This window comes from Murinocardiopsis flavida (assembly GCF_003014485.1).
GTDB lineage: Bacteria > Actinomycetota > Actinomycetes > Streptosporangiales > Streptosporangiaceae > Murinocardiopsis > Murinocardiopsis flavida.
This window is the reverse complement of sequence record NZ_PYGA01000013.1, coordinates 172,322-194,784: the sequence shown is the minus strand read 5'-3', so window position 1 is coordinate 194,784 and position 22,463 is coordinate 172,322. Positions and strand designations below refer to the sequence as shown.

Here is a 22,463-nt window from a genome sequence, read left to right as displayed (position 1 = left end):
AGATCCACCAGTTGGAGGCGACCGTCAAGGGGACCTACCGGTACTGCGGAGCTGCGGGGCAACGGCGGGGCGGGGCGGGGCCAGACCACCGTGATCCGTGGGGACATGGCAAGGTTGCGAGGCGGCTGCGCAGCAGCGACCGCCGAAACACGCCCTGTAGGCCGGAATCCGGACCGGTACCCCGGCGGCCGCTCAGGCGGAGTCGCGCGCCACGATGCGGTGGGCGAGGATCGTCTCGCGGTCCGGGCCGGTGTAGCCGTGGTCGAGGCGGTCCAGCAGCATCCGGGCGCTGGTGCGCCCGATCTCGCGCGCGGGGTTGAGGACCGTGGTCAGCGCGGGCGACATCAGCTCGGCGGCCTCGATGTCGTCGTACCCGGTCACCGCGATGTCGCCGGGCACGCCGATGCGGCGGGCCCGCAGCACGTCGAGGACCCCCACCGCGATGAGGTCGTTGCAGCAGGCGATGGCGTCGATGGGCCCCGGCCCGGCAAGGAGCGCCTCGGCCGCGCGGACCCCGCCCTCGCGGGTGTAGGCGGTGTGCACCACCAGGTCGTCGCGCACGGGCAGCCCGGCGTCGCGCAGCGCCTGCTCGTACCCGCGCTGGCGTTCGCCGCCGGGTGAGGAGCCGGCGGGGCCGTCGGCGAAGGCGATCCGCCGGTATCCCCGGTGCACGAGGTGGTCGACGATGTCGAACATGCCCTGGACCTCGTTGGCGCGGACGACGTCGCCGCGGCCGGAGCCGAGCGGGCCGCCGAGGCGCACCAGTGCCGTGCCGGAGGCGGCGACGGAGTCGATGTCCGCCTCGCTCGCCCCGAACCGGCCGAGGACCATGCCGTCGATGCCGCGGTCGAGGAGCTGGCGGAGGACGCCGGACAGCGGCGCGCCGGGCTCGGGCGCCTCGCCCACGACGGCGAGGTAGCCGCTCGGCAGGACGGTCTCGTGCAGCCCGGCTGCCATGGCGGAGTTGAACGGGTTGGTGAGGTCGGGGACCACCAGCGCGAGGATGCCGCTGCGCTCGGTGCGCAGGTGGCGCGCAGAGGCGTTCGCGCGGTAGTCGAGGTCGGCGACGACCGCCTCGACCCGCGCCTTGGTGGCGGCGGCGACGGGGCGGCGGCCGGTGAGGACGTGGGAGACGGTGGTCGTGCTGACGCCCGCTGCGGCGGCGACGTCGACGATCGTGGCCCGGCGCGTGTCCGCTCCCACCCGGTTCCTCCCTGTTGTCGGGGCACCAGCCTAACCCGGTCCCAAATCGATTTGGATACGGTCACATCGCTTGCCCTGGCCACGGGGCACCCGACGGCAGCGCATCGGGTAAAGATCCTGTTACCGGGGTTGTCAGCGGCACTCCCCGCGTGCTCACCTATGGACCATGCATCCAAATCGATTTGGGCCTCCGGTATTTCCGGCCGGGTGTCCGGAGGGCGGCGCCGCGCGGGCGCACCGCCCTCGGCCGGGCGCAGCGGACCGGCCATGAGCGGCGCACTCAGCCGCCGGCGGCTGCTCACCGGCGGCGCCGGGATCGCCGCGGCGGTCGGCCTGTCCGGGTGCGCCGGCGGGTCCGACCCGCGCGGGCGCACCGTCCTGGGGTTCCTCGGCTCGGAGGCGGCGGCGACCTTCCAACCGGTCATCGACGGCTTCGAGCGCGCCAACCCCGGCATCGCGGTCGCCTACACGACCGTCCCCGCCGACCAGCTCAACGACGTCCTGCAACTGCGCCTGTCGGCGGCCGACAGCGCCATCGACGTGTACACGGTCGACCAGCCCCGCGTCCCCGCCCTCTCCGCGCGCGGCTTCCTCACCGACCTCGACCCCGTTGCGGGGCGCGCCCGGGACGCCGTGCTGCCGGAGCAGTTCGAGATCAGCAGCTGGGAAGGGCGGCTGCGCTCCCTGCCGATCTGGACCTCCACCCAGTACCTGTTCTGCAACGTCGACATGCTGCGCAAGGCCGGGGCCGAGGTGCCCGCCGCCGACCCCGCCGAGCGCTGGACCTGGGAGCAGACACTCGGCGCCGGGCGGCGCGCCCAGGAGCGGGCGGGCGCCTCCGCCGCTCTGCTGCTGGAGCAGACCGACCTGTACTACGGGATCCAGCCGCTCGTCGCCTCGCTGGAGGCCGGGTCGGGGATCACCGGTCCCGACATGCTCACCCCCGACATCCGCAACGACGGCTGGGTGCGGGCGATGACCTGGTACCACGACCTCTTCGCCAACGGCCTGTCGCCCCGCGGCATCGAATCCACCCAGCTGGTGACCCTGTTCACCGACGGCAAGGCGCCGTTCTTCGTCGGCGGGCCGTGGAACCTCGGCGCGTTCGCCGGTCTCGACGCGTTCCAGTGGCGCGCCGTCCCGCAGCCCTACTTCGCCGACGGGGTCCCCGCCACCCCCACCGACTCCTGGTCGTGGGGCGTGAACCCGGCGGCCGCCCATCCCGATGCGGCCCGCAGGTTCGTCGAGTACGCGTCGCTGACCACGAAGGGCAACCTGTCGACCGTGCGGAAGACCCCGCTCATCCCCTCCAACACGGCGGCGTTCACGAGCTACGTCGAGCGGCTCGACACCGAGGCGACCGCGTCGACGGAGAACGCCGGCACGATCATGCGCCACGAACTGGAGCACACCGCCGTCGGCCGCCCCCGCAGCATCGGCTACACGCAGTTCGAGACGGTGATGGGCGCGGCGTTCTCCGACATCCGCAACGGATCCGAGCCGGAGGCCCGGCTCCGCCGCGCCTCCGCGGAGCTCGAACGCACCTGGGACCGGTTGAGGTGACCCGCATGGCACGCACACACGCACCGCCGGCCCCCGCACCGACGGCCGCAGCGCCCCGCGCCCTGCCGCTGCGGCGGCGCCCGGCGGTCATCGCGCTCGGGTTCCTCGCCCCCGCACTGCTGATGCTGGTCGTGCTGCGGCTGTGGCCGGCCGCCCAGGCCCTCTACGGCAGCCTCCTGCACACCAGCCTGCTCGAAGGCACCACGACGTGGGTCGGGCTCGACAACTACGCGGTGCTGTTCACCGACCCCGACTTCTGGCAGAGCGTCGGCGTCACCCTGGTGTTCAACCTCGTCATCAACCCCGGCCAGGTGCTGATCGCGCTGGGCCTGGCGGTGCTGTTCGCCAAGCGGTTCGCCGGGGCGCGCCTGTGGCGCTCCCTCGTGCTCATCCCGGTGGCCGTCCCGCCCGCGGTGTCCGCCGTCATCTGGGGGGTGCTGTACCGCCCGGAGGGCCCGCTGAACGCCCTGCTCGCCGTGTTCGGGCTGCCCGCCCAGCCGTACCTGACGAGCCCGGCGCAGGCGCTGGGCGCCATGATCGTGATGATGTCGTGGGTCGGCGTCGGGTACTGGATGATGTTCCTCCTCGCGGGCTTGCAGGACATCCCCGCCGACCTCTACGAGGCCGCGAAGATCGACGGCGCGTCGGCATGGCGGCGGTTCGTGCACGTCACCCTGCCGCAGCTGCGCCGCCCGCTCGCGTTCGTGCTGGTCGCCGACACGATCTCGAACTTCCTCGTCTTCGCCCCGGTGCAGCTGCTGACCAGCGGCGGGCCCGAGGGCGCGACCAAGCTGATGATGTTCGACATCTTCCACCGGGCCTACAGCGTCGGCGACCTGCACCTCGCGCTCGCCGAGGTCATGATCCTGGTGCTGGTCACGCTCGTCATCGTGTCCGTCCAGTTCCGGCTCCTGCACAGCAGGGAGGACTGATCACCGTGTCCCACTCCCCCGCGCGCCCCCGCTCGGCCGGGCCGCGCGCGCTCCGCCGCCACGGCCCCGCCGTCCTCGCCGCGGCGATCGGGATCCTGTTCGCGCTGCCGCTGCTGTGGGTGTTCAGCGGTTCGCTGCGCGACACCGACGAGATCTTCGCGGGACTCGACCGGATCTCGTGGACGACCCTCGTCCCCGCCGACCCGACCCTCGACAACTACGCGACCCTGCTGAGCGGCGACTTCGGCATCGCGGTCGCCAACTCGGTGCTGGTCAGCGCGGTGACCGTCGCGGCGGGGCTGGTCATGTCGGCCATGGCGGCGTTCGGGCTGTCCGCGATCCCGTTCCGGGGCCGCGGCGCGGTGTTCGCCGTCGTCGTGCTGAGCTTCCTCATCCCGTTCGACGCGATCGCGATCCCGCTGTCGGCGGTCTTCCGCGACTGGAGCCTCCAGAACACCTACCTGGGCCTCATCCTGCCCGGGATCGGCAACGGGCTGGCGATCTTTCTGATCCGGCAGTTCTTCCTCGCCGTCCCGAAGGAGCTGGTCGAGGCCGCCCGGCTCGACGGCCTGGGCTGGTGGGGCGTGTTCTGGCGGATCTACGTCCCGCTGTCGCGGCCGGTCCTGATCGGCGCCGGAATGACGCTGTTCCTGTTCCAGTGGCAGGCGTACGTCTGGCCGCTGCTCATCGGCACCGAGCCGGCCAAGCAGCTCGGCCCCATCGCGCTGGGCAACCTCCAGGGGCAGCTGGTGCCCGACTACGGTGCGATCTTCGCCGGGTCGGTGGTGCTCATCGCCATCCCGCTCATCGTCATCCTGCGGCTGCAACGCTATTTCGTGCAGTCGGTCTCCACCAGCGGGCTCAAGTAGTCCGGTACGGACGGGCTCACATAGTCCGGTACGGAAAGGAACAGGCACCACGTGTCCGACCCCACCAGCACACCAGCGCCCAGCACACCAGAGCCCGCCCGGATCCTGCTGGACACCGACATCGGGACCGACGTCGACGACGCCCTCGCGCTGGGGGTGCTCCTCGGATCGCCCGAGGTCCGGCTGCTGGGCTGCACCACGGTCTACGGCGACACGGTGCTGCGCGCCCGGCTCACCCGCAGGCTGGCGGGGCTCGCGGGGCACGACGTCCCCGTTGTCGCCGGGGCGGCCGCCACCCTGACGGAGCGCGAGGTCTTCTGGCCCGGGCACGAGGGGCGCGCCCACGAGGGCCTCGCGGACGAGCGGCTGCGCGAGGACGTCGACGCCGTGGGGCTCCTCACCGCCACGGTGGCGGCGGCGCCCGGCGCGGTCGACGTGGTCGCCATCGGCCCGCTCACCAACATCGCGCACGCCGTCCGGGCCGACCCGGCGTTCGCGGCGAACGTCCGCCGCCTGTACGTCATGGGCGGCCGCTTCGACCGGCCGGAGCCCGAGCACAACTTCCAGTCCGACCCCGAGGCGGCGCGGATCGTCTTCGCGTCGGGTGTGCGCGCCGTGGTGTGCGGCCTGGAGGCCACCCAGCGGCTGCGCATCGCGGGCCGGGACATCGCGCGCATCACCGCAGCGGGCGGCTTCGGCGCGGCCCTCGGCGACGAGATCGCGGCGTGGTGCGGGTTCACCGGGGAGGACTGGAGCGTCCCGCACGACCCCCTGACGGTGCTGACGCTCGTGCGCCCCGACCTGTTCGGCTTCCGCCGCGGCGCGGTGGACGTGTCCGTGGCGGGGGCCGACCCGGGGACCAGCGTCCTGCGCCCCGACCCGGACGGCCCGGTCGAGGTGGCCGCCGACTTCGACGCGGGTGCGGCGACCGAGGAGATCGTGGCGCGCATCATCGCGGCGGGCGCCGGCGGCTGACACCGCCCCGGCGGGCCGCGCCGGGGCGCCGCTGTCAGGCGGTGGGTCGGACCCGCATGGGATGTCACCACGAACATCTTCGCTGTCAGGCGTGCAGGGCCCGCCGCAGCGCGGCGTGGTGGTCGTCGACGGCCCTGCGGCTGATCTCGGCGTCGGGCGCCAGGACGTCGAAGCCGTGGAACGCGCCCGGGTACAGGTGGAACTCCGTGGAGACCCCGGCCTGGACGAGGCGCCGGGCGTAGTCGATGCACTCGTCGCGGAACGGCTCCAACTCGCCGACCGACACGAAGGCGCGCGGCAGCCCCGCGAGGTCGGCGGCCCGGGCGGGGGCGGCGTAGGGCGAGACGTCCTCGGTGCCGACCGCGTCGCCCAGCAGGGCGGTCCAGGCGAAGATGCTGGCCCGGCGGCTCCAGGTGGGGCCGTCGGTGAACGCCCGGCTGGACGGCGTGGTGTTGCGGTCGTCCAGCATCGGGTACAGCAGCAGTTGGAATATCGGCGCCGGGCCGCCGCTGTCGCGCGCCATGAGGGCGACCGCGGCCGCGAGCCCGCCGCCGGCGCTCGACCCGCCGACGGCGATCCTGCCGGGGTCGATCGCGAGGGCCTCGGCGTTCGCCGCGGTCCAGCGGAACCCGGCGTAGCAGTCCGCCACCGGCGCGGGGTGCGGATGCTCGGGCGCGAGCCGGTAGTCGACCGAGACCACGGCGCAGTCGGCGCGCTCGACCGCGCGCACGGCGAGGGAGTCGTCGATGTCGGGGCTGCCGAGGATCATGCCGCCGCCGTGGATCCAGTACAGGCACGGCATCGGGTCCGTGCGCCCGACCGGGCGGTAGACGCGCAGCCGGAGGTCGGGGCCGCCCTCGGGCCTCTCGACGATCCGGTCCTCGATGTCGACCCGCGGGTTCGGTGCGCGGACCGCGGCGACGGCGGCCTCGGCCTGGGCGCGCAGTCCCGGCAGGTCGGCGAAGCTCAGCGTGCCGATGTCGAGATCGCCCGCGCCGCCGAGGGCCGCCGCGAGTTCCGGTGCCATGTTGGGGTGCGGTGCCACGTGGCGGACTCCTGGTGGGGTGGGCGGGCCGGGGGCCGTCTGCCGGACCAGTATGTCGCCGCCGGAGCGGGAAGGGTTTCGCGGGTCGCGGTGCTATCCCAACAGGACGCCCCTGCTCAACCGCCCTCCCGTGCGCGCGCAGCGCCGGGGCCACCTGCCGAGAGTGCCCTTGCCTCCAGCGGACCCGGGCCGGGCCGCCCGGCAAAAGGACGCGCGGCACGGCGGATCCCGGTACCGCGGTGTCACCGATTCGGGACACTGCGGGACATCGCTGTGGGCGAACACGAAGCGAGGAACAAACCCGGGCTCTTCTTTATTGAGTCTGAGTGACTCAACAAGGAGGGTTCATGAGCGAGACGCTGACACTGCCGGTCCTGCCCCTCGATGACGAAGCGGTGCTGCCCGGGATGGTCGTCCCGGTCGACATCTCCGAAACGGAGGTGCGCTCCGCCATCGAGGCCGCCCAGGCCGGTGCCGAGCGGTCCGCCGCGGCACCGGGCATCCGCTCGGCCCCCGCAGCCCAGGTGCTCCTGGTTCCCCGCATCGACGGCTCCTACACCGCCGTCGGAACCGTGGCGGTCGTGGAGCAGGTGGGCCGCACCCCCGGCGGCGAACCCGCCGCCGTGGTGCGCGGCATCTCCCGCGCCCGCGTGGGCAGCGGGACCACCGGGCCGGGCGCCGCCCTGTGGGTCGAGGCCGCCACCCACGACGACACCCCCGAAGGCGGCTACTCCGGGAAGCTCCAGGAGCAGGCCCGCGAGTACAAGACGCTCCTCGGCGCCTACCTCCAGAAGCGCAACGCGTGGCAGCTGCTCGACGCCATCCAGCAGCTCGACGACCCCGGCAAGCTCGCCGACCGCGGCGGCTACTCCCCGTTCCTCAGCACCGCGCAGAAGGTCGAGCTGCTGGAGACCTACGACGTCGGTGAGCGGCTGGAGCGGATCACCGCCTGGACCCGCGACTACCTCGCCGAACTCGACGTCACCGAGACCATCAACAAGGACGTCCAAGAGGGCGTCGACAAGCAGCAGCGCGAGTTCCTGCTGCGCCGCCAGCTCGAAGCCGTCCGCAAGGAGCTCAACGAGCTCGACGGCAAGCCCGGCAACGAGGAGGACGACTACCGGCAGCGCGTCGAGGAGGCCGACCTCCCCGGCGACGTGCGCAAGGCCGCCCTCGCCGAGGTCGACAAGCTGGAGCGGGCCGGCGACTCCAACCCGGAGTCCGGCTGGATCCGCACCTGGCTCGACACCATCCTCGACCTGCCGTGGAACACGCGCACCGAGGACTCCGAGGCGGCCGACTCCATCGCGACGGCGCGGGAGATCCTCGACGCCGACCACGCCGGGCTCCACGACGTCAAGGAGCGCATCGTGGAGTACCTCGCGGTGCGCAAGCGCCGCCAGGACCGCGGCCTCGGCGTCATCGGCGGCCGCCGCAGCGGCGCCGTGCTCGCCCTCGTGGGCCCGCCCGGTGTCGGCAAGACCTCGCTGGGCGAGTCGGTGGCCCGCGCCATGGGCCGCTCCTTCACCCGGGTCGCCCTGGGCGGTGTCCGCGACGAGGCGGAGATCCGCGGCCACCGGCGCACCTACGTCGGCGCGCTGCCCGGCCGCATCGTCCGCGCCATCAAGGAGGCGGGCACGATGAACCCCGTCATCCTGCTGGACGAGGTCGACAAGCTCGGCGCGGACTTCCGCGGCGACCCCGCGTCGGCGCTGCTGGAGGTGCTCGACCCGGCGCAGAACCACACCTTCCGGGACCACTACCTGGAGGTCGACCTCGACCTTTCGGACGTGGTGTTCCTCGCCACGGCGAACTCCCTGGAGTCCATCCCCGGCCCGCTGCTGGACCGGATGGAGCTGGTGGAGCTCGACGGCTACACCGAGGAGGAGAAGGTCGAGATCGCCCGCGACCACCTGCTGCCGCGCCAGCTCGAACGGGCCGGGCTCGAAAGCTCCGAGGTCGCCGTCGACGACGAGGCGCTGCGCCGCGTCGCGGCCGAGTACACGCGGGAAGCGGGGGTGCGCTCGCTGGAGCGCTCCATCGCGCGAATCCTGCGCAAGGTCGCCGCGCGCTCCGGGCTGGGCGAACTGGACCTGCCGGTGGCCATCGGCGACGCCCAGTTGCGCGACTACATCGGGCGGCCCAAGCACACCCCGGAGTCGGCCGAGCGCACGTCCGTGCCCGGCGTCGCCACCGGGCTGGCCGTCACGGGCGCGGGAGGGGACGTGCTGTTCGTCGAGGCGTCGCTCGCCGACGCCGAGTCGGGGGCGAGCGGGCTCAACCTCACCGGCCAGCTCGGCGACGTCATGAAGGAGTCCGCGCAGATCGCGCTGTCGTACCTGCGTTCGCGCGGTGCGGAGCTGGAGCTGCCGGTGGGCGACCTGAAGGAACGGGGCGTGCACGTCCACGTCCCCGCGGGCGCCATCCCCAAGGACGGGCCGAGCGCCGGGGTCACCATGACCACGGCACTGGCGTCGCTGCTGTCGGGGCGGCCGGTGCGCTCGGAGGTGGCCATGACCGGCGAGGTCTCCCTCACCGGCCGTGTGCTGCCCATTGGCGGGGTGAAGCAGAAGCTGCTCGCCGCGCACCGGGCGGGCGCCACCACGGTGCTGATCCCGGCGCGCAACGAGCCCGACCTGGACGACGTCCCCGAGGACGTCCTGACCCAGCTCACCGTCCACCCGGTGAGCGACGTCCGGGAGGTCCTTGAGATCGCCCTTGAGCCCGCGCACAGCGCGGCGGCCGTCGCCGCCTGAGGGCCCTGAGGGACTCTGAGGAGCAACAAGTAAGACCATTGTGGAAGCGCGGGGCCGTCGGATCGGGGGAGATCCGGCGGCCCCGCGCGCGTGTCAGGGGACGTTCGCAATGCCGTTGATTTAGTGAGCGATGGAGTGCTCGTGGGCCCGGGTGGAGACGGAGGTTGCCGTCGCGGCAGCCGACCCCCGCCGCCCAAGGCCACCAAGGTCGTTGAATCGCCCTCGCCCCCGTTAAGTCAACGGCATTGGGGACGTTCGAGGCATCGGTTGCGATCCGGTGACATGTCGTGCGTGCCCGAATTCGCTGTGGCTACGATAAGGGCGCCATGCCGAGCGTGGCGGGGAAAGATTGCGCTCCGGACCGGTTCCGAGCGCCTTGGAGGGAGACAGCCGGGGTGGAGCCGCTGGAGCCGTCCGATCCCGCGCGCATCGGCGGCTATCAACTCACCCACCGTCTGGGCGAAGGCGGTATGGGCCGGGTCTATCTCGCCACCACTCCTTCGGGGCGCCACGTCGCCGTCAAGGTCATCCGCCCCGCACTGGTGCGGGAGGGCGACTTCCGCGTCCGATTCGCCCGCGAGGTCGATGCCGCGCGCCGGGTGGGCGGGTTCCACACGGCCCCGGTCGTCGACGCCGACCCTGCGGGTGATCCCGCGTGGATCGCCACCGCCTACATCCCCGGCCCAACGCTGCACCAGGCGGTTCGCGACGGCGGCCCGATCATGCCGCCCGCCCTGTACGCGCTGGCGGTCGGGCTGGCCGAGGGGCTCAAGGCGGTGCACGACCGCGGGCTGGTCCATCGCGATCTCAAACCGGGGAACATCATCCTCAGCGATGACGGGCCCCGCATCATCGACTTCGGTATCGCCCGGCCGCTGGACTCCGAGAGCCTGACCACCCGCGAAGCGGTGTTCGGCACCCTCCCCTACATGTCGCCCGAGCAGACTGAGAACTCCCACGTCGGTCCGGCTTCGGACATGTTCTCCCTCGGTACGGTCCTCGCCTACGCCGCCACCGGCGACAACCCCTTCAACGGGGACTCCATGGCCGCGACGGTCCGCCGCCTCATCGGCCCGCCCCCCGACCCGGGCGATGTCGACCCCCGCACCCGCGAGGTCATCCTCGGCTGCTGGAACCCCGACCCGGACCAGCGGCCCACCCCCGAGGCGGTCCTCGCCCGCTTCGGCACCATTGACGCCGGGGGTGTCGGGGGCGTCGAGGGCGTCGGGGTCGTCGGGCGGCCACCCGACACCGCCCGGCCCTCCGAAGGTCCCGGAGGGTCCGAACCGACCACGCGTCCTCCGGCCCCGACCTTCATAGAAGCCGAACCCGCCACGGGCGCCCCGGTCCCGACCTTCGCGGCGGCCGAGCCCGCCACGCATCCTCCGGCCCCGACCCTCGTGGCGGCCGGACCCGCCACGAGCGCCCCCTTGCCGCACACTGCGGCCGACAGACCGACCGACGGACCCGTGCGGCCGCGGCTGAAGCGGGCCTGGCTCATCGCCGCCGCCCTCGCGGTGGTCACCACCGTCATCACCGCGGGCGTCGTCGCCCTGCGCACCGGAGGCGAGGACGACCGGCCCGGCTCCCCCGCCGCGCCCCCCGAACCCGCTGCCACCCTCACCGGACACGAGGATGCGGTGAACTCGGTGGTGTTCAGCCCCGACGGCACCACACTCGCCACCAGCGACACGAAATTCTCCGTGCGGCTGTGGGACACCGATACCTGGAAAGAGACCACCACCCTCATCGACGACAAGAGCCTGCAAACCATGGGGTCCCCTGTGGTGGCGTTCGACCCCGACGGCTCCAGGCTCGCCACCGCCCACGAATCGGTCCAGCTGTGGGACAGCGATACCTGGGAGGAGACCAGCACCCTCGCCGACGACGAGTGGATCACCTCAGTGGCGTTCAGTTCCGACGGCACCACCCTCGCCACCAGCGACCCGGTCGGCAATGTGCGGTTGTGGGACACCGACGCCGAGGAGGAGACCGACAAACTCAGCGGACCCCCGGACTACATCACCTCGCTGGCGTTCAGCCCGGACGGCGCGACCCTCGCCACCGGCACGGCGGTCGACACGGCCGAGGTGTTCGAGGACAGCGACGGCGGGGCCATCCGCCTGTGGGACACCGACACCGGCGACGAGATCGACATCATCGCCAAGAACGACCCCTCGTTCGAGTCGGTGGTGTTCAGCCCGGACGGATCCAAGCTCGCCGCGTGCTCAAGCGGCACCGTGCGGATGTGGGACACCGGCACCTGGGCGGAGGACACCACGCTCCCGAAGCGGGTATGCACGTTCTCGCTGGCATTCAGCCCGGACGGCGCCGCACTCGCCACCGGCGACGGCGACGGAACCGTGCGGTTATGGGACACCGACACCTGGAAAGAGAACGCCGTGTTCTCGGCCGAGGAGCGGGTGGATTCGGTGGGGTTCAGCCCGGACGGCGGCACAGTCGCCGCCGGCCACAGCGACGGCACCGTACACCTGTGGAAAGTCGGCTAGCACCGGGACCTCAGTCCGAGGACGCCGTGCCGCGCAGGAGCCGACATGAGAGGGCACAGGGGGGTAGGACCGGACGAGGCACCGGAGGAGGCTCCGGTGCCTCTCGTGGTTCGCGGTGGGTTACAGCGCGCCAGTCTTCAGGTCGGCCACGAGCGAAGCCCACTCGGCTCCGCCGAACGCGAGGGTCGCATTCTCGCGGTTCTGCGTGTCCCGCACGTACGCGCCTGACTCGGTCTCGGCGACCTCAACGCAATTCCCGCCCTGCTGATCGCTGTACGAACTCTTATGCCAGTGCATCGAAATCAGCCGCTACCTTCCGAAGTAGGTCAATGCTTGCTTTGGGTGAGAGAGCCTCCGCAAGCACCGCGCTCATCAACACGTCCAACCTACTGATCAACTCCTCCTCATCTACCAGGTCCCCTCCCAAAGCATGCTCCACGTACCCGAGCCGGGGCCGGTCGGCGAAACTCATCAGCCGCAGAGCGGGCACCCGCGCGGGATGCTGGGGGATGTCGTCTGGCAGGACCCCGATACGAACGTCCTGTTCGGCAAGGGTGATGAGTTGCCGCACCTGTTCCGCCATGATCCCTGCGGTCCCGACCGTGGTTCGGATGGCCGCCTCACTGATCAGGAACCGGAGCCGGACCCCGTCGAGGAGGTTGGCCCGTCTTTCCAAGCGGGATTTCACCACCGAGTCGAGGTCTCGGGGCGCCAGCGCCCCGGCACCGATGCTTGCGGTCGCGTAGTGCTCAGTCTGTAGCAGTCCCGGAACCACCAACGGTTGGAACTCGGTGAGGTCTGTGGCGGTGCGCTCTAGGACGGCTATTTTTCGGAACCACGAAGGCATGTCGCTACGGCCAATGAGATTCGACCATTGCCGCAGCAATGCGCCGTTCTGTCCCAATGCCTCATCAATGGCCGCGACCTGCCCTTTCTGTGGGGTTCGCGTGCCCCTTTGCAGGGCCGATATCTGCTGTCGGGACCAACCCGTCTTACGCCCAAGCTCCGCCTGAGACATCCCGACCCGCTTAGCGGTCGCTGCAATTTCGGCTCCGAACGCCTGCCAGGTTCCCATGTCTCCCATGTGGAGCACGATGCTCCATAACGACCACCCACGACTACTTATTTCGCCGTTATGCTTCGATTACTGGAAGTCATTGCCGGTCCAGGCGCGGAGTCACAATGTGGCTGGCATGAACAAACAAATTCCCGCCGACGTTTCCGCCGCGATCACGAGGCTTATCCACGCACTCGAACCGCTTCGGATGGATTCGATACGAATTGACCACTCGGCTGCGGCGGTCCACTGCACGCGCAGCCGTGCGCACCTGGTCTTGGCGCTGCGCTCGACGGAGATCGGTACCTACTGGCATCGCGTCGAACGCCCCGGGGCGGGCAAGCATGCGGGAGTCCAGTACGCCGGTGTCGCGTCCATCGGAGACGAGTACGCGGCGGCGGCCTATGTGTCCCGGGAACTCCCCTACCGGCCGGACATGCAGCCGATGGTGCGGGGTTTGTGATGTCGAGCCGCACACCCTCCTCCGAATCTCCCCGCTTCCGGCCGCCTTCACCGACGAGAAAGCGGGGTTTCCGGAACTCACGCCGGTCCGAATACGAATCGCTGGTGATCGACTTCGGTGACGACTTCGACGTGTTCCCGGACTGGACCGCGGTAGAGCTCCGGTCGCCGTTCCGGACCCTGACGGCCGAGAGCGCACGCCACCTTCGGACGCTGATCGAGTCCGAGTGACGCCGTTCGCGGGGGCCTCGACCGGACCCTTCGCACCCGGGTTCCCCGAGTCCCGCGAACGCGTCGTCGCCCGTCGACCGCGCGTCTGATCAGAGGCAGCGCCGGTCCGCGGGGTGGCGGTCCGTCGGCGTGCTTCCCCTGTCGTACGGGGTCTACGCGCGGGTGCGTAGTGGGAGTGACGTCCGCCGGGCGACGCGGTTCGGCGGCACCGCGACAAGGCTGGTGGCCATGTCGAACAGCGCTCCCTTACAAGGTCCACCGGAATCGAAGTCCGCGGCACCGACCGCCCCGACGCACCCCGCGCGCGGTTGGGTGCTCGCGATGCGCACGATCCTCGCCCTCCACCTGGCGGCCATCCTCCTGCAAGCCGTGACAGCCGGCGGCCTGCTCGACGGTGTCGCGGGGCAGCAGGCCCTGCACGGCACCGGTGCCGGCGTGGTGCACCTCGCGGGCCTCATCCAACTCATCGTCGCCATCCTCTACTGGCGGCCCGGCCGCGGCGCGGTGTGGCCCGTGTTCGTGAGCCTGCTCCTGCTGCTCCTCGGGTTCGTGCAGTCGGCGATGGGCGGCTCCAGCAGCCTGATCGTGCATGTGCCGCTGGGGCTGGCCCTGTTCGGCGGCGTCGGCCAGATGCTGGCGTGGTCGATGCAGCAGCCCCTCACCCGGAGCGAATAGGCGCGAACGGCCGGGCGCGTGGCCGCGGTCCAGTGCCCGCTCCAGGCACGGTTCCCCTGCTGATCTTGACAAAACCGTTCTCTCAATCGCGACTAAGGGAACGGTTTTGTCAAGATCAGCGGGGAAATGCGCTCGATGCCGCCGGGGCCCAGACCCATTCCCGCCGTCGTTGCCGCTTTTCACCACAGACCAACCGAATGCGGCCCGTCGGCAAGGCCGCCCAGCAAACGGACCGACCCCGAAAAGCCGAAACCCCCCGGATTGAAGAAGCGCGAACCGGCGCCTCGCCCCTGACTCCCGGGGCGGTTCGACGACCTCGGCCCTGCTGAACCGTGGTCAGGCGCGGTCTCGTACAAGGTGGCCGTGCAGGAAGGCCCGAACGCCCGCGGTGACCGTCGCGGCGGTCTCCGCTTCGGTGGGATCGGCGTAGGGGCGGGTGTGCGTTTCGGCGGAGACCAGTGCCATGAGGTGCAGAGCGGCGCGCTCGGCGTCGTCGATGGCGAGGATGCCCTGGTCGGCGACCCGGCGCAGGTGCAGGGCGAGTTCACCGCGCACCCTGCGCGGCCCGGTCTCCTGCCAGGCGTCGATCGCCTCGGTCGGGATGTGGCCGATCTCGGCGCGCACCTGCCGCACGAGGGAGAAGTGTTCGGCGAGTTCGGGGACGGTGGAGACCCATGCTGTGCCGAAGTCGATGAGGTCGGCCTCGACGTCGGTGACCTTGCGCAGGTAGCGGTCGATGATGACGATCTGGGCCTCGGCGGCCCTCGTGGCGCTCTCCTGGATGACGGTCCCGAACAGCTCCGCCTTGTTGGTGAAGTGGTTGTAGACGGTCCGGGTCGAGACCGCGGCCTCCGCCGAGATCGCGTCGATGCTCGCGCGGGTGTACCCGTCGCGCGCGAACACGGTCAGGGCGCCGGCCAGGATCGCCCGGCGCTTATCGGCCAGTCCCCCGCGGGGACGCCCCTGCGCCGTCCGGTTCGCTGCCATCGCGTACCCCTCCACATTACAACGGTTAGTGTAATAATTACCGTGCTCGTTGTAACGTACCGCAGGCGCCCGAGGACACCGACCGGCCCACGGCCTACCGCTGCCCCCAACTTCCTCGACTTTACGAACGCGAGGAGGACGCCTTCACGGCCCGCTCGCGCTTCGCGCGGAGCGGCAGCCGTACAGGACAGGCCGTCGCAGGGCAGGTCTCCGGCGGGGCCCGGAAAACGTGGTGCGCGTCGCCCGGGGTCTCCCGCAGAGTAGGCGCGTGAACGACATCACCGCCGACCTCGTACGCTCCCTGATCACCGCGCAGTTCCCCGAGTGGGGCGACCTCCACGTCCGTCCCGTCGCACGCCAAGGCTGGGACAACCGGACCTTCAGACTCGGCGACGACCTGGCCGTACGCCTGCCCAGTGCCGAGGGCTACGTGGCAGCCGTCGAGAAGGAGGACCGCTGCCTACCCACACTCGCCGAGCACCTGCCGGTCCCCGTTCCCGTACCGGTCGCGACCGGCCGCCCATCGGCCGACTATCCGTATCCGTGGTCGGTGCGGCGCTGGCTGCCCGGGGACACCGTCGAAGCCGCCGCGGACGTCGACCGGTCCCAGCTGGCGCGCGATCTCGGGGGGCTCCTGACCGCCCTCCGGGAGGTCCCCGCGCAGCACGGCCCGGCGAGCGGCCGCCACTCCTTCTTCCGCGGCTGCCACCCCAGCGCGTACAGCGACCAGGTCGACATCGCCCTCGACCGGCTCAAGGACGACGCCGACCTCGACCTCGACGCCTGCCGCGCCATCTGGGCGAGCGCGCTCACCTCGGCCTGGCCGTACCCGTCGACGTGGTTCCACGGCGATGTCTCCGTGGGCAATCTCCTCACCACCGACGGGCGGCTGTCCGCCGTCATCGACTTCGGCACCTGCGGCGTCGGCGACCCCGCCTGCGACCTCGTCATGGCCTGGACGTACTTCACCGGGGCCGAGCGGAAGGTCTTCCGGGAGGCCGTCGGCCTGCCCGACGACACCTGGCGACGGGCACGCGGGTGGGCCCTGTGGAAGGCGCTGGCGACCATGGGCGGCCTGTCCAGCCCCGACCCCGAAGGGACGCAGCGGCGGGTGCTCGGCCAAGTGCTCGACGACCCGATCATCGACTGACGTGGGGCGGCGCCTGCCGCCCCACCGCTGCGCGAAGGCCGCACTGCGCCAATTCGCGCTGCCCGGACCCGCACTACGCCGGTCCGGGCAGCGCGGACCGCACTACGCGGGACCGCCCCGCACGAACCCCTCCGCGCGGAAAACACGGGTGCGCCGTACCCGTGCGGCGGGTTATCGTGCGGAGTGCGCCTCCCGGTGCGAAGACCTCGGATACTTCATTCATCTGAAAACCCCTCCGTGGTCGGCTTTGATCTCGGGAGGGGCACCCCATGAACGCGGCGCGCCCGGTGCGCAGGCGAGGGATACTTCGGGCTCAGGAGATCGCGGGTTCGATTCCCGTCCCGGCTTCGGTCTGGTGTAGCTCAATCGGAGAGAGCGCCTGATATAAGCACCCTTGCCGACCTTTGATCTCGGGCGTGCCCACTCCCCCTCCCTCGTCCGGTCCGCGGTTCCGCAGGCCGGACGACGGAGCGGGCGGCCCCGCGTTGCGGCCGCCCACCCGTCGATTACCGTTCCGTCCCCGCCTCGCCCCGCCCCCGCCGCGCGGTCAGTCCCGACCCGGCGTCAGGTCGACCCGGCGGAGCAGCTGGGCGTTGAGGGCCACCACGATGGTCGACACGCTCATCACGATGGCGCCCACCGCGGGCGGCAGGATGAACCCGATCGGGGCGAGCACCCCGGCCGCCAGCGGCACCGACAGCACGTTGTACCCGGCGGCCCAGGCGAGGTTCTGCACCATCTTGCGGTACCCGGCGGCCGACAGCAGCCGGACCGACACCACGCCGCGAGGGTCGTCGGAGGCCAGCACAACACCGGCCGACTCGATGGCGACGTCGGTGCCGGCGCCGATCGCGATCCCCACGTCGGCCCGTGCCAGCGCCGGAGCGTCGTTCACCCCGTCGCCGACCATGGCGACCCGCTGCCCCCGCTGCTGGAGGTCGCGGACGACCCCGTCCTTCTCCTCCGGCAGGACCTCGGCGAACACCTCGTCCAGGCCCAACCGCTGGGCGACGGAGTCGGCGACGTTGCGGGCGTCGCCCGTGACCATCGCGGCGCGCACGCCCCGCTGCTGGAGGTCGCGCACCGCCTCTGCGGACTCCGGGCGCACCTCGTCGGCGAGCGCCAGCACCCCGGCGACGCCGCCACCGCTGATGACGTACAGGACGGTCGCCCCGGTGTCCCGCCAGTCCTGGATGCGGGGTGCGAGCCCGGCGGGTTCGGACAGCCCGTTGTCGGCGAGGAGCGCGGGGCCGCCGACGGACACCGGGGCGCCGTCCACCTGCGCCTGCACGCCGCGCCCGGTGAGGGAGCGGAAGTCGGTGGCGCGCGGGACGTCCCCCCGCTCCTGGGCCGCGCGGACCACGGCCTTCGCGAGCGGGTGCTCGGAGTCGGCCTCCACTGCCCCCGCGAGGGCGAGGACGCGGTCCTCGTCGTTGGCCTCGGCGGCGGCGAACTCGGTAACGACGGGCGCGCCCTTGGTCAGGGTGCCGGTCTTGTCGAACAGGACGGTGTCGACGGAGCGCATGCGCTCCAGGGCCAGGCGGTCCTTGACGAGGATCCCGGCGCGTGCCGACATCGACGTGGAGATGGCGATGACCAGCGGGATCGCCAGGCCGAGGGCGTGGGGGCAGGCGATGACCAGGACCGTGACGGTCCGCTCGACGGCGGAGGTGAAGTCCCCGATGAGCGACCAGACCGCGAAGGTGATCGCCCCGGCGACCAGAGCGAACCAGAACAGCAGCGCGGCGGCGCGGTCGGCGAGCGCCTGGGCGCGGGACCGCGACTCCTGCGCCTCGGCCACGAGGCGGTGGATCCCGGCGAGGGTGGTGTCGTCGCCGGTGGCGTCGACGCGGACGCGCAGAGCGGAGTCGGTGGCGACGGTGCCGGCGACCACCCGGTCGCCCTCGCTGCGGGTGACGGTGCGGGACTCACCGGTGATCATCGACTCGTCGACGGCGGCCCGCCCCTCGGTGACGGTGCCGTCGGCCGGGACCCGGCCGCCCGAGCGGACGAGGACCGTGTCGCCGACGTTCAGGTCGGCGAGCCGCGCCTGTTCGACGCCGCCGTCGGCCGTGACGCGTTCGGCGGTGTCGGGGAGCAGGTCGGCCAGTGCCTCCAGCGCGCCGGACGCCTGCCCGAGCGCGCGCATCTCCAGCCAGTGGCCCAGCAGCATGATGACGACGAGGAGCACCAGCTCCCACCAGAAGTCCAGCGCCATGCCGACGACACCGAAGGTACTCAGCAGGCTCGCGCCGAACGCGACCGTGATGGCGAGCGCCACCAGCGTCATCATGCCCGGGGCGCGGGAGCGGAGTTCGCCGACCGCCCCGCTGAGGAACGGCCAGCCGCCGTACACGAACACGACGACACCGAGGACGGGTGCGACCCAGGTGAGCGCGCCGGGGACGTGGTAGCCGAACCATCCCGCGATCATGTGGCTGGTGAAGACCACGGGGATGGAGAGGGCGAGGTTCCACCAGAAGCGGGTGCGGAACATGGCGGCGTGATCGCCATGGCCCGCATGCCCGCCGTGGCCGCCGTGCCCACTGTGGTCGGCATGCCCGCCGTGACTGCCGTGGCCGCTGTGGTCGTCGTGGCCCGCGTGCCCGCTGTGGTCACCGTCGCCCGCGTGCCCGCTATGACCCTCGTGGCCATCGGGGGCCCCATGGACCGTCTGGCCGCCCTCGTGCTCGGCGTGCCCCGCGTTTTCCGCATGCACACCACCGCCCTTGTGGCCGCCTGTGTGGTCCGCCATAACCGATCCTCCAGCGCCTTCGTCCATCCCGATCCAAATACCCTATAGGGGTATATCTACAGCATGGATCCACCCGACGCAAGCCGCCATGCGATCGGGCCTTAACAGCCCGCCCCGACCTTCACCCGCCTTCGCCGCCGCCTTTCGCCCTGTGACCGCCGAATGACCGCTGCACGTGGGCCGACCGGGGGTGAGCTGGCGCCCCGGATGCGAAGCACCCGGCGGCACGCAATGCCCTTGACCTAACGGGAACGAACGCGTGCTCACCGACCTGGCTGATAGAAGGGCTGCCGCTGCGCGGCACTGCGCAGAAGCGGGCACGGGCATCCCAGGCATCCCAGGACGAGGGTGTCCCAAGGCGAGAGCCCGCAGCGAGGCCGTCCAGGGGCGAGAGTCCGGGGCGAGGCCGTCCGGGGGCGAGGGTGTCCCAAGGCGAGAGTCCGGGGCGAGGGCGTCCGTGACCCCAGGGGACAGGAGCCAGGCTGCCGGGGAGCCTGCGCAGCAGCGACGGCCGACACACATCCTGCACTATGGCCGCCGGGCTCAGCACCGCACGGAACCCACCGCAACCACGCCCAGGCGCCCAGCCCGCGCCGGCACCGCAGCACCGCCGCCGCGCGATCAGTGCGTGGCGGGGCCTGGCGTCGAACCCCAGGTCTGCTTCGGCCGTCGCGGGCCCCCGCTGCGCGACAATCGCGAAGCGGCGCAGTAGGGGCGTGCGCAGGCTTTCCGGCAGCCTTGCCCACGTCCGCTGGGGGCACGGACGCTCTCGGCACTTACCCCCGGTATGAAGCCGAGGTCACAACACACCCCCTCCGCTCGGGGCACCGGGCCGCGAACAACCCTCGCGCCTGTTGGGTCAACGGCATCGGGGCGGCGCGGAGTCGTCCGCGCCGCCCCTCATGTCGGATCAGTGCCCGCCGTGGCCGGAGCCGCCGTCAGATCCATCGCCGGAATCACCGGAGCCGTCGTCGGAACCATCGCCGGAATCACCGGAACCCTCACCGGAACCATCGCCGGAATCACCGGAACCCTCGCCCGAACCGCCGTCGTCCGTCGGGGATTCGCCGAGGAGTTCGCGCATTCGGGTGATCTCGTCGTTCTGGGTGGACACGATGTCCTCGGCGAGCTTCTTCGCCTCCGGGTTCTCCCCGTCGTCGAGCTCGCTTTGCGCCATGTCGACCGCACCCTCGTGGTGCTCGATCATCGAATCGACGAACGCCTTGTCGAAGGCGTCGCCGTCGGCCTGCTCCAACTCCGTCATCTGCGCGTCGGTGAGCATGCCGTCCATCGAGTGGTCCATCGACTCCAGCGGCTCTTCACCCCAGGACTCCAGCATCCCGGTGAGCTGCTTGATCTCCGGCCCCTGGGCCTTGTCGATCTCCTTCGCCAGCGAGCGGACGTCGGCACCGGCGCGGGTCTCCGCCAGCTCGGCCATCTCCACGGCCTGCTCGTGGTGCGGGATCATCATCTGCGCGAACTCGACGTCGGCCTTGTTGTGCCGGGCCGACTGCTTCGACTCCGCCGCGGGCGCGGGGTCGTCCTCGGCGGCTCCCCCGCAGGCGGAGAGCAGCAGGGTCCCCGCCATGGCGGTGGAGAGCAGCACAATAGCACGCTTGTTCATGGTCGCTTCCTTGTCTGCGCACGCGTCCGGACCGGACGGTACGGGTCCGGGGCGGCGCGGTCTGTGGTGAACGGGTCGGTGCCGCCGGGCGCGCGTTCGAGCGCCCGGCCGGGCATCTAGACCCGCATCACCTGAAGGCGTGCGAGTGAGGGCGGCGCGGGCGGCGGCAGGGTGCGCAGCACCGTCCGCAGGCGGGTGCCCGGCGGGCGGCGCCGCAGGGCGGGCAGGCGCAGGACGGTGGCCGCCGCGCCCAGCAGCAGGACAGCGAGGCCGACGACGGCGAGGCACATCGTCATGGGGTCCATGGGCGGCGGTTCCGCACTGCCGCGGGCGTCGGTGCCATGCGCGGACGCCGCGGAACCGTGATCGGCGCCGGACTCGTGCACGGACGCCGCCGGACCACGGTCGGACTCGTGCACGGACGCCGCCGGACCACGGTCGGACCCGTGTACGGACGCCGCGGAACCGTGCCCGGTGGAGTGGGCTCCGGCGGCCGCCGCCTGCGGCGCGGGCCCGGGTTCATGCGGATGCCCGAACGTGTGCATGGCCGCGACACCGAGGAGCAGGGGGACGAGCAGCAGCAGGTGCGCCCAGGCGCCGCGCGCCCGGTGTCCGTGCCGCTCCACCACTCCGCTCATACCCCCAAAGGGTACAGCCGGATCGTTGGTGCGCACGCCCGTCCCAGGCCGGACCCGGTGATACCCCGTCCGTCGCTCACGAGCGCGCCAAGCCGTTCTCGTGGGTAAGGCCGCCGAGCTTGTCGGGATTGACCTGGAAGCGCAGGTTCTGGATGCGGCCGTCCACGAGGTCGAACGAGAGGGCGCCGACGACGCGTCCGCCGACAACCGCAAGGACGCCGAGTTCGCCGTTGATGACGGCCGGCTCCATGGTCAGGTCGGCCAGCTCGGGCTTTCGGAGGAATCCCAGGATCCACCGGCTGACGCGGTCGGCGCCGTGCAGGGGACGGATGGCGGCGGTGGCCTTGCCGCCGCCGTCGGACCAGGCGGTGACCTCGGGGGCGAGCAGTTCCACGACCGCGTGCACGTCGCCGCCCGCGCACGCCTCGATGAACCGGGAGGTGGCCCGGCGCCGCTGGGCGTCGTCGGCGTCGAAGCGGCGGCGGCGCTTCCGGACGTGTTCGCGGGCGCGGTAGGCGATCTGGCGGACGGTCGGCTCGCGGCGCCGGACGGTCTCGGCGATTTCGGCGTAGGAGTAGCCGAAGACCTCGCGGAGCAGGAAGACCGCGCGTTCGACGGGGCCGAGGGTCTCCAGGACGACCATCATCGCGATGGAGATGGTGTCGGCCAACTCGGTCTCCGCTGCGATGTCGGGAGAGGTCAGCAGGGGTTCGGGGAGCCACGTGCCGAAGTACGCCTCCCTGGTCGCCCGCGCCGAGGTGAGCCGGTTCAACGACAGGTTGGTGACCGTGCGCACCAGATACGCCTTGGGGTGGCGGATCGAGCCGCGGTCCACTGCGCTCCAGTTCAGCCAGGCGTCTTGGAGGACGTCCTCGGCGTCGGCGACGCTGCCCAGCATGCGGTACGCGGTGGCGAACAGCAGCCTGCGGTGTTCGATGTAGGGGTCCGGCTCTGGCGCGTCGGCGGTCATCGGCTCATGCCGCCATAGGCACGCGGTTCGGGTGGCGAAGGTCCGGGGTCACGGCTTCGGG

General features: G+C 71.7%; 20 protein-coding genes. 11 read left to right on the top strand and 9 right to left on the bottom strand.

Annotation, left to right across the window (positions count from 1 at the left end):
• Positions 1–192: 192 nt before the first annotated feature.
• Entirely contained in the window at positions 193–1,203 is a 1,011-nt protein-coding gene (locus CLV63_RS18835; protein ID WP_106584452.1) for a LacI family DNA-binding transcriptional regulator, read from the bottom strand.
• 267 nt (positions 1,204–1,470) lie between these two features.
• Here CLV63_RS18835 and CLV63_RS18830 point away from each other — a divergent pair, with 267 nt between their 5' ends.
• From CLV63_RS18830 to CLV63_RS18815, 4 genes are read left to right on the top strand one after another with little or no spacing between them, the layout of a single operon-like run.
• Positions 1,471–2,766, top strand: a complete 1,296-nt coding sequence (locus CLV63_RS18830; protein WP_170134268.1) for an ABC transporter substrate-binding protein — start codon at positions 1,471–1,473, stop codon at positions 2,764–2,766.
• A 5-nt stretch (positions 2,767–2,771) separates the two neighbouring features.
• The gene (locus CLV63_RS18825) at positions 2,772–3,698 is read left to right on the top strand and encodes a carbohydrate ABC transporter permease (RefSeq protein WP_106584450.1); all 927 of its coding nucleotides are present in this window, start codon (positions 2,772–2,774) and stop codon (positions 3,696–3,698) included.
• A gap of 5 nt (positions 3,699–3,703) precedes the next feature.
• Positions 3,704–4,567 (top strand): carbohydrate ABC transporter permease, encoded by an 864-nt coding sequence (locus CLV63_RS18820; protein WP_106584449.1) that lies wholly within the window; start codon positions 3,704–3,706, stop codon positions 4,565–4,567.
• A gap of 51 nt (positions 4,568–4,618) precedes the next feature.
• Positions 4,619–5,542 carry a nucleoside hydrolase gene (locus tag CLV63_RS18815; protein ID WP_106584448.1) on the top strand — a complete coding sequence of 308 codons (924 nt, stop codon included), beginning with the start codon at positions 4,619–4,621 and terminating at the stop codon, positions 5,540–5,542.
• Between the two features lie 85 nt (positions 5,543–5,627).
• Here the strand turns inward: CLV63_RS18815 and CLV63_RS18810 are convergent, their stop codons facing one another.
• Positions 5,628–6,587, bottom strand: a complete 960-nt coding sequence (locus CLV63_RS18810; RefSeq protein ID WP_106584447.1) for an alpha/beta hydrolase — start codon at positions 6,585–6,587, stop codon at positions 5,628–5,630.
• Positions 6,588–6,934: 347 nt separating this feature from the next.
• Here CLV63_RS18810 and lon point away from each other — a divergent pair, with 347 nt between their 5' ends.
• Positions 6,935–9,343: an endopeptidase La gene (lon, locus tag CLV63_RS18805; RefSeq protein ID WP_106584446.1), complete on the top strand. Its 2,409-nt coding sequence runs from the start codon at positions 6,935–6,937 to the stop codon at positions 9,341–9,343.
• A gap of 395 nt (positions 9,344–9,738) precedes the next feature.
• Positions 9,739–11,853: a WD40 repeat domain-containing serine/threonine protein kinase gene (locus CLV63_RS18800; protein WP_170134267.1), complete on the top strand. Its 2,115-nt coding sequence runs from the start codon at positions 9,739–9,741 to the stop codon at positions 11,851–11,853.
• A gap of 120 nt (positions 11,854–11,973) precedes the next feature.
• Here CLV63_RS18800 and CLV63_RS18795 read toward each other — a convergent pair whose 3' ends face one another.
• Positions 11,974–12,150: a DUF397 domain-containing protein gene (locus CLV63_RS18795; protein WP_106584444.1), complete on the bottom strand. Its 177-nt coding sequence runs from the start codon at positions 12,148–12,150 to the stop codon at positions 11,974–11,976.
• Entirely contained in the window at positions 12,137–12,937 is an 801-nt protein-coding gene (locus tag CLV63_RS18790) for a helix-turn-helix domain-containing protein (RefSeq protein ID WP_146165605.1), read from the bottom strand. Before CLV63_RS18790 ends, CLV63_RS18795 begins: the two co-directional genes overlap by 14 nt.
• Before the next feature lie 109 nt (positions 12,938–13,046).
• Between CLV63_RS18790 and CLV63_RS18785 the strand changes: the two genes are divergently transcribed.
• From CLV63_RS18785 to CLV63_RS18780, 3 genes are all read left to right on the top strand, one after another.
• A complete protein-coding gene (locus CLV63_RS18785) occupies positions 13,047–13,373 on the top strand; it encodes a hypothetical protein (protein ID WP_106584442.1) in 327 nt (108 codons plus the stop codon).
• Positions 13,374–13,477: 104 nt separating this feature from the next.
• Entirely contained in the window at positions 13,478–13,603 is a 126-nt protein-coding gene (locus CLV63_RS35035) for a hypothetical protein (RefSeq protein ID WP_281260743.1), read from the top strand.
• Between the two features lie 321 nt (positions 13,604–13,924).
• Positions 13,925–14,278 (top strand): hypothetical protein, encoded by a 354-nt coding sequence (locus tag CLV63_RS18780; RefSeq protein WP_146165604.1) that lies wholly within the window; start codon positions 13,925–13,927, stop codon positions 14,276–14,278.
• A gap of 336 nt (positions 14,279–14,614) precedes the next feature.
• On the opposite strand, the gene CLV63_RS18775 is transcribed toward CLV63_RS18780, so the two are convergent.
• The gene (locus CLV63_RS18775; RefSeq protein ID WP_106584440.1) at positions 14,615–15,265 is read right to left on the bottom strand and encodes a TetR/AcrR family transcriptional regulator; all 651 of its coding nucleotides are present in this window, start codon (positions 15,263–15,265) and stop codon (positions 14,615–14,617) included.
• Positions 15,266–15,533: 268 nt separating this feature from the next.
• Between CLV63_RS18775 and CLV63_RS18770 the strand changes: the two genes are divergently transcribed.
• Positions 15,534–16,415: an aminoglycoside phosphotransferase family protein gene (locus CLV63_RS18770; RefSeq protein WP_106584439.1), complete on the top strand. Its 882-nt coding sequence runs from the start codon at positions 15,534–15,536 to the stop codon at positions 16,413–16,415.
• Positions 16,416–16,962: 547 nt separating this feature from the next.
• On the opposite strand, the gene CLV63_RS18765 is transcribed toward CLV63_RS18770, so the two are convergent.
• On the bottom strand, positions 16,963–18,912 hold the full coding sequence (locus CLV63_RS18765; protein ID WP_106584438.1) for a heavy metal translocating P-type ATPase: 1,950 nt from the start codon (positions 18,910–18,912) through the stop codon (positions 16,963–16,965).
• A gap of 6 nt (positions 18,913–18,918) precedes the next feature.
• On the opposite strand from CLV63_RS18765, the gene CLV63_RS18760 reads away from it, so the two are divergent.
• On the top strand, positions 18,919–19,218 hold the full coding sequence (locus CLV63_RS18760) for a hypothetical protein (RefSeq protein WP_106584437.1): 300 nt from the start codon (positions 18,919–18,921) through the stop codon (positions 19,216–19,218).
• 862 nt (positions 19,219–20,080) lie between these two features.
• Here CLV63_RS18760 and CLV63_RS18755 read toward each other — a convergent pair.
• The 3 genes from CLV63_RS18755 to CLV63_RS18745 all read right to left on the bottom strand — a co-directional run bounded on the left by CLV63_RS18755 (position 20,081) and on the right by CLV63_RS18745 (position 22,402).
• A complete protein-coding gene (locus CLV63_RS18755) occupies positions 20,081–20,794 on the bottom strand; it encodes a DUF305 domain-containing protein (protein WP_106584436.1) in 714 nt (237 codons plus the stop codon).
• 116 nt (positions 20,795–20,910) lie between these two features.
• Complete coding sequence (locus CLV63_RS18750) at positions 20,911–21,432, bottom strand: hypothetical protein (RefSeq protein ID WP_146165603.1); 522 nt, start codon at positions 21,430–21,432, stop codon at positions 20,911–20,913.
• A gap of 76 nt (positions 21,433–21,508) precedes the next feature.
• Positions 21,509–22,402, bottom strand: coding sequence for an RNA polymerase sigma-70 factor (locus tag CLV63_RS18745; RefSeq protein WP_106584434.1), 894 nt, complete (start codon positions 22,400–22,402; stop codon positions 21,509–21,511).
• Positions 22,403–22,463: the final 61 nt, after the last annotated feature.